General features: G+C 69.8%; 15 protein-coding genes. 12 read left to right on the plus strand and 3 right to left on the minus strand.

All coding sequences use genetic code 11. From position 1 onward, the window contains the following. From ACXJLU_RS20205 to ACXJLU_RS20225, 5 genes are all read left to right on the plus strand, one after another. On the plus strand, positions 1–376 hold a 376-nt coding region (locus tag ACXJLU_RS20205), incomplete at its 5' end, for a response regulator (protein ID WP_457334024.1). Beyond that, the gene (locus tag ACXJLU_RS20210; RefSeq protein WP_457334026.1) at positions 373–1,266 is read left to right on the plus strand and encodes a LysR substrate-binding domain-containing protein; all 894 of its coding nucleotides are present in this window, start codon (positions 373–375) and stop codon (positions 1,264–1,266) included. The genes ACXJLU_RS20205 and ACXJLU_RS20210, both read left to right, overlap by 4 nt. 84 nt (positions 1,267–1,350) lie before the next feature. Beyond that, entirely contained in the window at positions 1,351–2,559 is a 1,209-nt protein-coding gene (locus ACXJLU_RS20215) for a CaiB/BaiF CoA transferase family protein (RefSeq protein ID WP_457334028.1), read from the plus strand. Then, the gene (locus ACXJLU_RS20220; RefSeq protein WP_457334030.1) at positions 2,556–3,533 is read left to right on the plus strand and encodes a hydroxymethylglutaryl-CoA lyase; all 978 of its coding nucleotides are present in this window, start codon (positions 2,556–2,558) and stop codon (positions 3,531–3,533) included. Before ACXJLU_RS20215 ends, ACXJLU_RS20220 begins: the two co-directional genes overlap by 4 nt. A gap of 28 nt (positions 3,534–3,561) precedes the next feature. Then, on the plus strand, positions 3,562–4,527 hold the full coding sequence (locus ACXJLU_RS20225; RefSeq protein ID WP_457334032.1) for a Bug family tripartite tricarboxylate transporter substrate binding protein: 966 nt from the start codon (positions 3,562–3,564) through the stop codon (positions 4,525–4,527). 177 nt (positions 4,528–4,704) lie between these two features. Here the strand turns inward: ACXJLU_RS20225 and ACXJLU_RS20230 are convergent, their stop codons facing one another. Next, entirely contained in the window at positions 4,705–5,130 is a 426-nt protein-coding gene (locus tag ACXJLU_RS20230; protein WP_457334034.1) for a DUF4124 domain-containing protein, read from the minus strand. 110 nt (positions 5,131–5,240) lie between these two features. Between ACXJLU_RS20230 and ACXJLU_RS20235 the strand changes: the two genes are divergently transcribed. Then, a complete protein-coding gene (locus tag ACXJLU_RS20235) occupies positions 5,241–5,501 on the plus strand; it encodes a phage integrase N-terminal SAM-like domain-containing protein (RefSeq protein ID WP_457334036.1) in 261 nt (86 codons plus the stop codon). A gap of 39 nt (positions 5,502–5,540) precedes the next feature. Here the strand turns inward: ACXJLU_RS20235 and ACXJLU_RS20240 are convergent, their stop codons facing one another. After that, the gene (locus ACXJLU_RS20240; RefSeq protein ID WP_457334038.1) at positions 5,541–5,885 is read right to left on the minus strand and encodes a 1-deoxy-D-xylulose-5-phosphate synthase; all 345 of its coding nucleotides are present in this window, start codon (positions 5,883–5,885) and stop codon (positions 5,541–5,543) included. A 219-nt stretch (positions 5,886–6,104) separates the two neighbouring features. Here ACXJLU_RS20240 and ACXJLU_RS20245 point away from each other — a divergent pair, with 219 nt between their 5' ends. Next, positions 6,105–6,674 (plus strand): YceI family protein, encoded by a 570-nt coding sequence (locus tag ACXJLU_RS20245; RefSeq protein ID WP_457334040.1) that lies wholly within the window; start codon positions 6,105–6,107, stop codon positions 6,672–6,674. 1 nt (position 6,675) lies between these two features. Here the strand turns inward: ACXJLU_RS20245 and ACXJLU_RS20250 are convergent, their stop codons facing one another. Then, entirely contained in the window at positions 6,676–7,185 is a 510-nt protein-coding gene (locus ACXJLU_RS20250) for a DUF4142 domain-containing protein (protein WP_457334042.1), read from the minus strand. Between the two features lie 100 nt (positions 7,186–7,285). Between ACXJLU_RS20250 and ACXJLU_RS20255 the strand changes: the two genes are divergently transcribed. The 5 genes from ACXJLU_RS20255 to ACXJLU_RS20275 are packed head-to-tail and all read left to right on the plus strand — an operon-like array spanning position 7,286 to position 12,821. Beyond that, on the plus strand, positions 7,286–8,245 hold the full coding sequence (locus tag ACXJLU_RS20255) for an MBL fold metallo-hydrolase (protein ID WP_457334044.1): 960 nt from the start codon (positions 7,286–7,288) through the stop codon (positions 8,243–8,245). 46 nt (positions 8,246–8,291) lie between these two features. Continuing rightward, complete coding sequence (locus ACXJLU_RS20260; RefSeq protein ID WP_457334046.1) at positions 8,292–9,992, plus strand: Hsp70 family protein; 1,701 nt, start codon at positions 8,292–8,294, stop codon at positions 9,990–9,992. Positions 9,993–9,998: 6 nt separating this feature from the next. After that, on the plus strand, positions 9,999–11,513 hold the full coding sequence (locus ACXJLU_RS20265; protein ID WP_457334048.1) for a hypothetical protein: 1,515 nt from the start codon (positions 9,999–10,001) through the stop codon (positions 11,511–11,513). Positions 11,514–11,538: 25 nt separating this feature from the next. Continuing rightward, positions 11,539–12,324 carry an SDR family NAD(P)-dependent oxidoreductase gene (locus ACXJLU_RS20270; protein ID WP_457334050.1) on the plus strand — a complete coding sequence of 262 codons (786 nt, stop codon included), beginning with the start codon at positions 11,539–11,541 and terminating at the stop codon, positions 12,322–12,324. Further along, complete coding sequence (locus ACXJLU_RS20275; protein WP_457334052.1) at positions 12,321–12,821, plus strand: GFA family protein; 501 nt, start codon at positions 12,321–12,323, stop codon at positions 12,819–12,821. Before ACXJLU_RS20270 ends, ACXJLU_RS20275 begins: the two co-directional genes overlap by 4 nt. Positions 12,822–12,835 lie beyond the last annotated feature (14 nt).

Below are 12,835 nucleotides of genomic sequence, written 5' to 3' on the forward strand. Positions count from 1 at the left end.
GAGGCCGATCCGTGCGGGCGGCAGCGCGGCCCGCGTGCTGCTGGTGGAGGACGACGACAGCGTGCGCGCCACGGCCGCCGCGCTGCTCGACGACCTGGGCGCCACCGTGACCGAAGTGGCGTCGGAGCAGGACGCACTGGCCTGCATGGCGGCGCACGGCCCGTTCGACCTGCTGGTCTCCGACGTGATGCTCGGCGCGGGCGGCGACGGCATCGCGCTGTGGCACCGCATCGCGCGCGACTGGCCGCAGCAGCGCATCGTGCTGATCTCGGGCCTGCCGCCGGAAGTGCATGCGCAGCGCAGCGACTGGCCGGCCGCGGCCGCCTTCCTGCCGAAGCCGTTCACGCGCAAGAGCCTGGAGGCGCTGCTCGCATGAACCTGCATCGCCTTGACCTCGTCTCGCTGCAGCTGTTCAGCCTGGTCGCGCGCAGCGGCAGCATCAGCCAGGGCGCGGCGCTGGCGCACCTGGCGGTGGGCGCGGCCAGCAAGCGCATCACCGACCTGGAGGGAGCCGTCGGCACGCAGCTGCTGGAGCGCCATTCGCGCGGCGTCACGCTGACAGCGGCCGGCCACGCGCTGCAGCTGCATGCGCAGCGCATCCTGAGCGATGTCGACCGGCTGGCGGCCGACCTGTCGGACCATGCCGCGGGGCTGGTCGGCGTGGTGCGGCTGTGGGCCAACACCTCGGCGATCACGCAGTTCCTGCCGCCCGACATTGCCGCCTTCATCGCGCACAACCCGGGCATCCGCATCGAGCTGGAAGAAGAAGACAGCAGCGCGGTGGTGCAGGCGGTGCTCGACGGCCGGGCCGACCTGGGCATCTTCGCCGACCGCACGCCGACGCACGGGCTGCACACGATGGGCTACCGCGAGGACCGGCTGGTGCTGGTGCTGCCGCGCGGCCATGCGCTGGCGCGCCGGCGCAGCCTGCGCTTCGAGGAGCTGCTGGACTGCGATTTCGTGAGCCTGTCGGAAGGCACCTCGCTGGCGCGCCGGCTGCACACCGAGGCGCAGGCGCTGGGCCGCCAGCTGCGCTTGCGCATCCGCGTGCGCAGTTTCGACGCGATGTGCCGCATGGTGGCCGCGGGCCTGGGCATCGGCGTGCTGCCGCGCGATGCGATCCTGCCGCACCTGCGCTCGATGGACCTGCGGCAGGTCGCGCTCACCGACGACTGGACGCGCCGCAAGCTGCTGCTCGGCGTGCGCGATGCGGCGGCGGTGCCGCGGCACGTGCGCCTGCTGATCGACCACCTCGATCCGGGTTGACCCCCATCCGCTTTCGCGGTTCGCGAAAGCTCGCTGCGTGCCTTTGCGCTTCCACGGCCCGGGGCTGGTTTCGACAATGGCCCGATGAACACACCCTCCCCCGCCCCCGGCGCGCTGCACGGCGTGCGCGTCGTCGAGATGGGCCAGCTGATCGCCGGCCCGTTCGCCGGCAAGACGCTCGGCGAGTTCGGCGCCGACGTGATCAAGATCGAACCGCCCGGCAGCGGCGACCCGCTGCGCAACTGGCGCCTGCTGAAGGACGGCACCTCCGTCTGGTGGCAGGTGCAGTCGCGCAACAAGCGCTCGATCGCGCTCGACCTGCGCGACGCCGAAGGCCAGGACATCGCGCGCCGACTGATCGCGCAGGCCGACGTGCTGATCGAGAACTTCCGCCCCGGCACGCTCGAAGGCTGGGGGCTCGGCTACGAGGCGCTGTCGGCGCTGAACCCGAGCCTCGTGATGCTGCGCATCTCCGGCTACGGCCAGACCGGGCCGTACCGCGACCTGCCCGGCTTCGGCGCGATCGGCGAGGCGATGGGCGGCCTGCGCCACCTGACCGGCGAGCCCGGCCGCGTGCCGGTGCGCTGCGGCATCTCGCTCGGCGACACGCTGGCCGCGCTGCACGGCTGCATCGGTGTGCTGACCGCGCTGTACCACCGCCAGGCGCATGGCGGGCGCGGCCAGGTGATCGACGTGGCCTTGAACGAGGCCGTCTTCAACGTGATGGAGAGCCTGCTGCCGGAGTACAGCGCGTTCGGCGCGGTGCGCGGGCCGGCCGGCAGCGCACTGCCCGGCATCGCACCGTCGAACGCCTACCGCTGCCGCGACGGCGTGGTGCTGATCGCGGGCAACGGCGACAGCATCTTCAAGAGGCTGATGCAGGCGATCGGCCGCGCGGACCTGGGAACCGACCCAGCGCTGGCCGGTAACGCCGGGCGCGTGGCGCGCGCCGCCGAACTCGACGCCGCCATCGAGGCCTGGACCTCGGCGCGCGACGTCGCCGACGTGCTGACCACGCTGGCCGACGCACGCGTGCCGTGCGGCAAGGTCTACACCGCGCAGGACATCGCCGAAGACCCGCACTACCGGGCGCGCGAGATGCTCTTGTCGCAGACCACGCGCGCCGGCGACACGCTGGAGGTACCGGGCATCGTGCCGAAGCTGATGTCGACACCGGGCAGCGTTCGCAGCTCGGCGCCGAACCTGGGCGACGACACCGACGCGGTGCTGCACGAACTGGGGCTGCGCGATGGCGAGATTGCCGCGCTGCGCGAGCGGGGGGTGGTGGCATGAGCAGCATCTGGAATGGCGACGGCCGCCGCGTGCGCCTGTGCGAGGTCGGCATGCGCGACGGCCTGCAGAACGAAGCGGCCTTCGTGCCGACCGCCGACAAGATCGACCTCGTCGATGCGCTGTCGCAGGCCGGCGCGGTCAAGATCGAGGTCACCGCCTTCGTGTCGGCGCAGGCCATCCCGGCACTGCGCGATGCCGAGGTCGTGATGCGCGAGATCCGCAGGCGGCCCGGCGTCGTCTACAGCGCGTTGGTGCCCAACGCGCGCGGCGCGCAGCGCGCGATCGACGCCCGCAGCGACGAGCTGAACCTGGTGATGTCCGCCAGCGAAAGCCACAACCTCGCCAACCTGCGGATGACGCGCGAGCAGTCGTTCGCCGCGCTGTCGCAGGTGGCGGCGCTGGCGCGCGAGGCCGGCGTGGCGGTCAACGTCTCGCTGTCGTGCTGCTTCGGCTGCCCGATGGAAGGCGAGGTGGCGCCGGCCACGGTGCTGGTCTGGTGCGAGCGCTTCGTCGACGAACTCGGCGCGCAGGGCGTGACGCTGTGCGACACCACCGGCATGGCGTATCCGCCGCAGGTGGTGGCGCTGGTGCGCGACTTCCGCGCCCGCTGGCCGGCCACCGCGCTGACGGTGCACTTCCACGACACGCGCGGGCTGGGCCTCGCGAACCTGCTGGCCGCGATCGACGCCGGCGCCGATTACTTCGACGCGTCGCTCGGCGGCCTGGGCGGCTGCCCGTATGCGCCGGGCGCGAGCGGCAACGTCTGCAGCGAAGACATGGTGCATGCGCTGGCGCTGATGGGCTACGACACCGGGGTCGACCTGCAGGCGCTGCTGGCGGCCGCGTCCCGCTTGCCGGCGCTGATCGGCCACGAACTGCCCGGCCAGGTCGTCAAGGCCGGCCGGCGCCTCGACCTGCATCCCCTGCCCGCCGACTTCGAGGCCACGCGTGCACGCGCGCTGGCCCGCGGCTGAACCTCATCACGAACACAGGAGACATCCCATGAACCACACACTGCACGCACTGGCCTTCTCGCTGGCCGCGCTCACTCTCCCTGCACTGGCTGCCGACCCCTACCCCTCCAAGCCGATCACGCTGATCGTCCCGACCGCCCCCGGCGGAACCACCGACCTGGCAGCGCGCATGCTGGCCGAGCCGCTGGGCAAGGCGCTCGGCCAGACGGTGATCGTCGACAACCGCGGCGGCGCGAGTGGCGGCATTGCCGCGGTGGCCGTCAAGCGCGCCGAGCCCGACGGCTACACGCTGCTGATGCAGTACTCGGGCTACCACGTGATCACGCCGCACCTGATGAAGCAGTCGCAGTGGGAACAGCGCGACCTGCAGCCGGTCGCCAACGTGCTGAGCGCGCCGCAGCTGGTGGTGGTGCGCGCCGGGCTGCCGGTGAAGACGCTGGCCGAGCTGGTCGCGTACGCGAAGCAGAACCCCGGCAAGCTGAGCTTCGCGTCATCGGGCAACGGCTCGCTGCAGCACGTGACCGGCGCGATGCTCGCGCAGCAGGCCGGCGTGCAGATGACCCACGTGCCGTACAAGGGGACCGGGCCGGCGCTGCAAGACCTGCTCGGATCGCAGGTCGACCTGAGCTTCGGCACGCCGCCGCCGTTCATCTCGTTCGTGCAGTCGGGCAAGCTGCGCGCGCTGGCCGTCACCGGCCCGCACCGGTTGCCTTCGCTGCCCGACGTGCCGACCGCCGCCGAAGCCGGCATGCCCGGCCTGGACGCGACCTCGTGGTTCGCGGTGTATGCACCGGCCCGCACGCCGGCCGCGGTGGTCGACAAGCTGACGCGCACCATCGCGCAGGTGATGGCGACGCCGGCGTTCAAGCAGAAGGCAGCGGAACAGGGCGCGACGGCCGACTACCTGGCGCCGGCGGCGCTCCGCGATTTGGCCCGCAACGAGCTGGCGCGTTGGGGCGAGGTGGTGAAGAGCGCGCACATCGAAGGCGATTGAGTGACAGCTTGGCCGGGCGTCGGATTTCGAGTCATGGCATGAAGGTCGCTTCACGACCCCTGGCGGAAGTTGGCTCAGGCTGAGCAAGGCTCCGGAAAGCGGCCGTTCAACGTTTGAGATGAGAGGCGACGCCCGGCTTGCCGGGTGACGTCCTCTTGATGGAATGGTCAGGCGTTGCTATCTGCATGCCTCGGGCGGCCGGTTGACCTCCTTGCAGCCTTGGAAGGCCTCCAACCGGATTGTTCCCTTGCCCATACGGTACGGATCAAAGCAGGCATAGCTTTCGTTGTAGGCATCCCAAGCCTCTTCGCAAGGCGTTTTCCTTGGCTTTGGCGTTGTCGCGGCCGGCGCGGCTGCAGCTTCGGGGCTGGCCCGCGCCAGATCTTCTCTGTACTTGGCAAGGCGCTCTGTCGCAGCCTTCCTGTCCGCCTCCGACACGGGGCCACCTTTCACTGAGATACCTTTAGCGGAGCTTGCCTTTCCCTCCGGGACGGCGTCGCCGTAGTGGACTTGGCCTTTTGCGTCAGTCCATTTGTAGATATCTATTGCATGGCAAGGAAACCAAATCGTAGTCAACAGCAGTAAACCGAACGGCGTTTTCATGGCGTAGATCTTCTCAATCGGCATTGAATGCACTCGCAGCGCCTAATGTGTTGTAGGCCGACAGGCGGTGCACTCCTCTTCGCCTGGCCCCCGTCAAAGACCTGCCGCCGTTGAAGGCGACACGGCTGCTCGACCGGGTCCGCGAACGGATCAGGATGATGCACTACAGCCTGGGCACCGAACAGGCCTGTGTGCACTGGTGCCGCGCCTTCATCCGCTTCCATGGCATGCAGCATCCGGTCAAGATGGGCGGGCCGGAGGTCGAAGAATTCTTAACTCACCTGGCCGCGGATCGTGGCTTGGCGGTATCCAGTCATCGACAGGCTGTGCGAAGTCCGCTGGGCGCACTGCCATCTATCGGGGTGCTCTGAAGCGGACGCTGGCGAGCTTCCCCTTCTGGCCGTTCAGCGTCACACGACATCGATTGACGACGCTTGCCGCAGATGTTTCCGAGGAACGCGCAGGCCACGAATATCGCGCCAGTATTCTTCGAGGACATCGTCATCGACTGCCGGCACGACATGTGTCGCGTAGAGGCTGTCTTGGCCATCTTTGTGCGGGCCTGATATCCAGTACGGCTCTCCCGTCTCGACGTCGAAATAGTTCGACTTGAAACCACGACCTCTCAGGCTCTGAAACGCTCTCCCTTGGTAGTAGATCGTCGCGCCCGTTTTCGAGAACGTGACGCGCCCGATGCGCGCGGGTCCGGTCAACCCTCCGGACTTCGATTCGATGTACATGATGCGAGATTTCATGATTGCCAGAGCCTAACCCATTGGATCGCCCGCCGAAACGCCGTCGGTTGTAAACGCCCGCTCGTGGCCGAACGGCGACGATCAGCCGACACGGCCGGACGGCCTGCCGCAATGTTGACAAGTCCTCATGTCGATTGGCGCACGGCTGGCTCGTCGTGAGGCTGAAGGTACCGAAAATCGCGGTACCGTTCACCTCAACCCAGCTTCAGGAGAACTTCCATGCGCCTTGCCATGCCCCTCACCGGTTTGCTGATCGCCGCTACCGCCCATGCCGCCCCGGTCACCTACAAGATCGATCCCGACCACACCTTCCCGAGCTTCGAGGCCGACCACATGGGTATCTCGGTGTGGCGCGGCAAGTTCAACAAGAGCAGCGGCACGGTGCGCTACGACAAGGCCGCCGGCAGCGGCGACCTGGAGATCACCGTGCTGCCGGCCAGCGCCGATTTCGGCCAGGACGCGCTGAACAAGGTGGCCCAGGGCAAGGAACTGTTCGACGCCAAGAAATTCCCCAAGGCCGTCTACAAGGGCAAGTTCGACAAGGTGGTCGACGGCGTGCCGACCGAAGTGGCCGGCGAGCTGACGCTGCATGGCGTCACCAAGCCGGTCACGCTGAAGCTGAACTGGCTCAAGTGCGTCCCCCACCCGATGCTCAAGCGCGAGATGTGCGGCGCCGATGCGATCACGACGATCCAGCGCGATCAGTTCGGCATCGACGCCGGCAAGGACTGGCACTTCAACATGGACGTGACGCTGCGCATCCAGGTCGAAGCGATCGCCGTCCAGTAGCTCAGGGCTTGGCGGGCTGCAAGGCGCGAGCCATTTCCAGATGGTGCTGCAGCCCGGGCAATGTCTTCTGCGCGAAGGCCTTCACGTCGGCATCCTTGGCCTCCTTCGCGGCCTGCTCGAACAGCTTGACCGCGTCCTCGTGCGCCTTCACGCCGAAGGCCTTCACGTAGCGCTCGTCGAACTTCGCGTCGGCGCCCGCATCGATCAGCTTCAGCTCGGTCTTCTGCGTGATCGACGGGCCAGTCGGCAGCTCGACCTTCTTGGCGGCGGCCAGCGCCTTCAGCTCCTCACCGACCTTGCCGTGGTCATCGATCATCGTCTGCGCGAAGGTTTTCACGTCGGTGCGCTGCGCCTTGGTCTGTGCCAGCTTGCTGGCCTCGATCTCGGCGTTGCCGGCCTGCGCGGCCTCCTTCATGAACGACGCGTCCGAACGGGCGTGCGCAGCGGTGGCGGCCAGACCGCAGGCCGCACCGGCGATCAGCAAGGTGGCGAATCGGAGGGGAAGTCTCATGGTGGATTCCTCGTGAGGGACGGACAGATGCGCAGTCTGGAAGCAGCGGCGCGCACTGGCTGTCGGCCTCGTCCGAGTTCGCCGTAGGAGAATGGCGGCCATGGTCGACACCCTGCCCTTCGTGCACCGGCTTGCGCACGGCATCCACGTCATCGACACCGGCTTCTACCGCCCGGCCTTCGATGCCTGCTACCTGGTGGTCGAGAACGGCCGCGGCGCCTTCATCGACACCGGCACCACGCACTCGCTGCCGCGGCTGCTGGCGGCGGTCGAGGCAGCCGGGCTGCAGCGCGGCGATGTCGAGTGGGTGATCGTCACCCACGTGCACCTCGACCATGCCGGCGGCGCCGGCGCGCTGATGCAAGCGCTGCCCGACGCGAAGCTGCTGGCCCACCCGCGCGGCGCGCGCCACATGATCGAGCCGCTCGCGTTGCTGAACGGCGCCCGCGCGGTGTACGGCGCACAGGAGGTGACGCGGGCCTACGGCGAGGTGGTGCCGGTGCCGGCCGGGCGCGTCGTCGAGAGCCACGACGGCATGGTCGTCGAGCTCGCCGGCCGGCCCTTGACCTTGATCGACACGCCCGGCCATGCCCGCCACCACCACTGCATCTGGGACGAACGCAGCCGCGGCTTCTTCACCGGCGACACCTTCGGGCTGAGCTACCGCGAGTTCGACACCGCGCACGGCCCGTGGCTGCTGCCGACCACCACGCCGGTGCAGTTCGAGCCCGAGGCGCTGAAGCAATCGGTGCAGCGCATGCTCGGCTTCGACCCTGAGCGGCTGTACCTCACGCATTACGGCTGCGTCGAAGGCGTGCCGCGGCTCGGCGAGATGATGCTGGCGCAGGTCGACGAGATCGTCGCGCTCGGCGAGCGCTTGCGCCCGCTGCCGGCACCGGAACGCCACCCGGCGCTGATGGCCGGGCTCGCGGACCTGTACTGGGCTCGGCTGCAAAGCCTCGGCAGCACCATCCCTCGCGACGACGCGATGGCGCTGCTCGCGATGGACCTCGAGCTGAACGCGCAAGGCATCGGCATCTGGCTCGACCGCGCGCGCTGATATCCTCGGCGCCTCCTGATTTGCGGGTCGACCCGCGCTGCGCACCATGATCGTCGGCATCGACCTCGGCACGACCAACAGCCTGATCGGCTTCTTCCAGAATGGGCAGCCGCAGCTGGTCCGCAACGTGCACGGCGACTTCTCGACCCCGTCGGTGGTCAGCCTCGACGACGAGGGCCGCACGCTGGTCGGCCTGACCGCACGCGAGCGCGCCAGCACCCACCCCGGCCGCACCGCGCAGGGCTTCAAGCGCTGGATGGGCACCGACCGCACGCTGCGGCTCGGCACGCGCGATTTCCGGCCCGAGGAGCTGTCGGCGCTGGTGCTGCAATCGCTGAAGGCCGATGCCGAGGCGCTGCTCGGCGAGCCGGTGACCGAGGCGGTGATCACCGTGCCGGCCTATTTCAACGAGGCGCAGCGGCGCGCCACCCGCACCGCCGGCGAGCTGGCCGGGCTGACGGTGGAGCGGCTGCTGAACGAGCCGACCGCCGCGGGCCTCGCCTACGGCCTGCAGGAGCGCAGCGACCACAGCAGCTTCCTGATCTTCGACCTGGGCGGCGGCACCTTCGACGTCTCGGTGCTGGAGTACTTCGAGGGCGTCGTCGAGGTGCGCGCGAGCGCCGGCGACACCCGACTGGGCGGCGAGGACTTCGTGCAGGCACTGGGCCGGCTGTTCGTCGAACGCTGCGACGGCCTGGCGCCGGCCGAGCGCGAAGCGCTGCTGCAGGGCGGCGCCTGGTGGCGCGCCGCCGAGCAGGCCAAGCGCGACCTGAGCGATGCCGACCGCGCCGCGATGGCGCTGGTGCACCAGGGCCGGCGCATCGAATGCACGATCACCCGGGCCGATTTCGAGGCCGCGAGCGCCGAGCTGCTGCAGCGCCTGCGCCGCCCGATCGAGCGCGCGCTGTACGACGCGAAGATCGATGTCGCGTCGCTCGACGAGGTGGTGCTGGTCGGCGGCGCGACGCGCATGCCGATGATCCGCCAGCTGACGACGCGGCTGTTCCAGCGCCTGCCGCTGCGCACCATCGACCCCGACCTCGCGATCGCGCAGGGCGCCGCGGTGCAGGCCGGGCTGAAGGCACGCGATGCCGCACTGGCCGAGGTGGTGCTGACCGACGTGATGCCGTATTCGCTCGGCATCGTCGCGTCGCAGCAGGTCGGCGACGCGCTGGTGGCCGACCGCTTCTCGCCGATCATCGAGCGCAACACGCCGGTGCCGGTGTCGCGCATCGGCGTCTACTCGACGGTGGTCGACAACCAGAAGAGCATCCGCATCGATATCCGCCAGGGCGAATCGCCGCTGGGCTCGGAGAACCTGGCGCTGGGCGTGCTGGACGTCGAGATGCCGCCGCGCCCGGCCGGCGAGGCGACGCTGGAAGTGCGCTTCACCTACGACGCGAACGGCCTGCTGGACGTCGATGCGCGCGAGACCACCAGCGGCCGCATCACCAACACGCTGATCCACAACACCTCGACGCAGATGGACGCCGCGGCCATCGCGTCGGCGCTCGAACGGCTCGCGCTGCTGAAGCGCCACCCGCGCGACGAGGAAGAGAACCGCTACCTGCTGGAGCGCGCCAAGCGCCTGTACGAAGACCGGCTCGGCGAGGAGCGCACCGCGCTGCAGGCCTGGATGGGCCGGTTCGAGGCGGCGCTGAACACGCAGGACGCGCGCACGGTGCGCAGCGCGCGCCAGGAGTTTCGCGAGGCGCTGGACAGCATCGACAGCGGCTTCCGCTTCTGACCGGCGATGCACGACTGGCAGGTGCTCGGGCTCGCGGAGCCCACCGACGAGCTGACGCTGATCAAGCGCAGCTACGCCGCGAAGCTGAAGCTGACGCGGCCGGACGACGACGCGCAGGCTTACCAGGCGCTGCGCGAGGCCTATGACCGGATGGTCGCATGGGCGCGGCATCGGCAGGCGGTGCGGGCGGCCGCGCCGGAACCCGCGGAGCCGGTCGAGGTGGCGACCGAAGAGCCGGTCGTCGAATCGCCGTCGCCCGAAGCGCTGTGCGAACTCGTCGCCCGTGCCGTGCCGCTCGGCCCGGCCGCGCTCGAGGCCCTGGTGCCGGTGCTGCGTCGGCATCTGAACGACCTGCCATTGGGCCAGGAGGCCGAGGCCTCGGCGCGCTTCGCCGACCTGGTGCTGCGCACGCCGCTGCTGCCGTCCGCCCTGCTGGGAATGCTGCAGGCGCACTTCAACTGGCTGGACGATTTCCGCACCGAGCGCCTGATCGGACCCGGGCGGGCGCAGGCGGTGCAGGCGGCGCTGGCCGGGCTGAAGCGGCCGCTGACCGATGGGCAGTTGCTGCACACGCATGCGAACCTCGTCGGCCTGCACGCCCTGCTGGAGCGCGGCCGCTGGCTGCGCGCGCTGCTGCTGGCCACGCTGATGGGGCTGCCGCTGCAGCGCCAGATCGCAGCGGCCGGGACGGCCTTGATGGCGCGCATCGGCTTCGACGCCGACCTGCTCGGGCAACTCGCGCGGGTGCTGAAGGGCGCGCAGTGGTTGCGCACGTTGGCGGTGGCGGCGGCCATCTACGCGCTCGGCGCGATCGTCACGCTCGACGCGGACAAGGCCGCGGTCGGCACCTGGCGAGCACTGGTGGTCGCCGTGGGCACCGTCGTCCCGCTGCTGCTGATTTTCGGCCTGCTCTACGGCTTGCGACGCCGCCGCAATCTGCTGCCTGTTTCCTGGGTGCCGCACTGGCAGCGCCTGGCACCCTGGCTGGGCGTGGCCCTGATCCTGGCGGCCGCGCTGGCCTCGCTGCTCTGGCAGGCCGCCTGGCCATCGGTCACGGTGGTGGCGATCCTGCTGCTGATCACGGGCCTGCTGCTGAGCGCGCCGCAGGAACCGGAGCAGGTGCTGCTGGCGGCCACGCTGGGCGGCTACATCGCGTTCTCGCTGCAACTGCAGAGCTTCCCGGCCTGGGCCCTCGCGTTCGCCTGGGTCATGGCCGGCGTGCAGATCCACCTGCAGCGCCGCTGGGTTCCCGACGAACGCCTGCGCGCCGACACCCAGGGTCGGGCCGCCGGCCTGCTGCTGGTGACGGTGCTGCTGCCGACCTGCTTCGCCTGGGTGGCCGAACGCTCGGGCACGCGGCTGGTGCTGGCCGCGCTGCTGCTCGCGCTCACGCCCGCGCTCGTCGGGCACCCGATGGCGCCGACCCTGGCGCTGCCGGTCGCGGTGGCCACCGTGCTCGGGTTGACCTGGATCCAGCGGCAATCGCTGCGCTTCGCGCGCTGGCTGGCGGCCCGGTTCTAAACTCGCTCCCTTTTGGGGAGCCTCCATGAAACCGGTCCAGTTCAACCTGCATGGGCAGGTCATCGTGATCACCGGCGCGTCGCAAGGCATCGGCGCCGCCTGCGCGCAGCGGCTCTCGCGCGACGGTGCCGCGGTGGCGCTGTGGGATGTCGACGACAGCCGCGGCCAGGCGGTGGCCGATGCGCTGGGCGCCGAAGGCCAGCGCGCGCACTACCTGCACTGCGACGTCTCGAAGAAGGCCGAGGTCGACGCCGCGGTGGCCGGCACGCTGGCCGCCTTCGGCCGCATCRACGGGCTGGTCAACAACGCCGGCATCTTCAAGGCGGCCGATTTCCTCGAGATCACCGAGGCCGACTGGGACGCGGTGATCGACATCAACCTGAAGGGCTCGTTCCTGGTCGGCCAAGCGGTTGCGCGCGAGATGGTGAAGACCGGCGGCGGCGCGATCGTCAACATGAGCTCGGTGAACAGCGTGATGGCGATCCCGAGCATCGCGAGCTACAACGCGAGCAAGGGCGGCATCAACCAGCTGACGCGCGTGATGGCGCTGTCGCTGGCCGACCACGGCATCCGCGTCAACGCGGTGGCGCCCGGCACGATCGCGACCGAGCTCGCGAAGAACGCGGTGCTGGGCAGCGAGGAGGCGCGCGCCCGCATCATGAGCCGCACGCCGATGAAGCGGCTCGGCGAGCCGGGCGAGATCGCCGACGTGACCGCCTTCCTGCTGAGCAGCGCGGCCAGCTACATGACCGGCGAGATCGTCTACGTGGACGGCGGGCGGCTCACGCTGAACTACACGGTGGCGACATGAGCGCCGCGGCCGGGGACACTGCAAGCGCCGCTCTGGAAGGCGGCTGCCTGTGCGGGCGCATCCGCTACCGCGCCGCGCCCGACCAGCGCGAGGGCTACTACTGCCACTGCCGCATGTGCCAGCTGGCCTTCGGCAACACGCGCGTGCCGTTCCTGAACCTGCGGCGCGACCAGGTCGAGTGGCTGACCGAGCCGCCGAAGACCTATGCCTCGTCGAAGTTCGCGCTGCGCGGCTTCTGCGGCAACTGCGRCACGCCGCTGAGCTTCGCGTACGAGGGATCGCAGCACATGGACCTCTCGGTCGGCAGCCTGGACGACCCGTCGGCGATCACGCCGAAGGATCATTTCGCGATCGAGTCGAAGGTGGCGAACTGGGAGGTCGATGACGGGCTGCCGGGGACGCGGCTGGATGAGCACCTGAAGCTGACCGAGCGCTGGAAGGCGGCCTACGGCGACGACGTGCAGCCGGGCGCGGAGGTCGCGCGCGAGGCGCGCTGAGGCCTCGCGGCCCC

It is taken from the genome of Rhizobacter sp. P5_C2 (genome assembly GCF_054049715.1).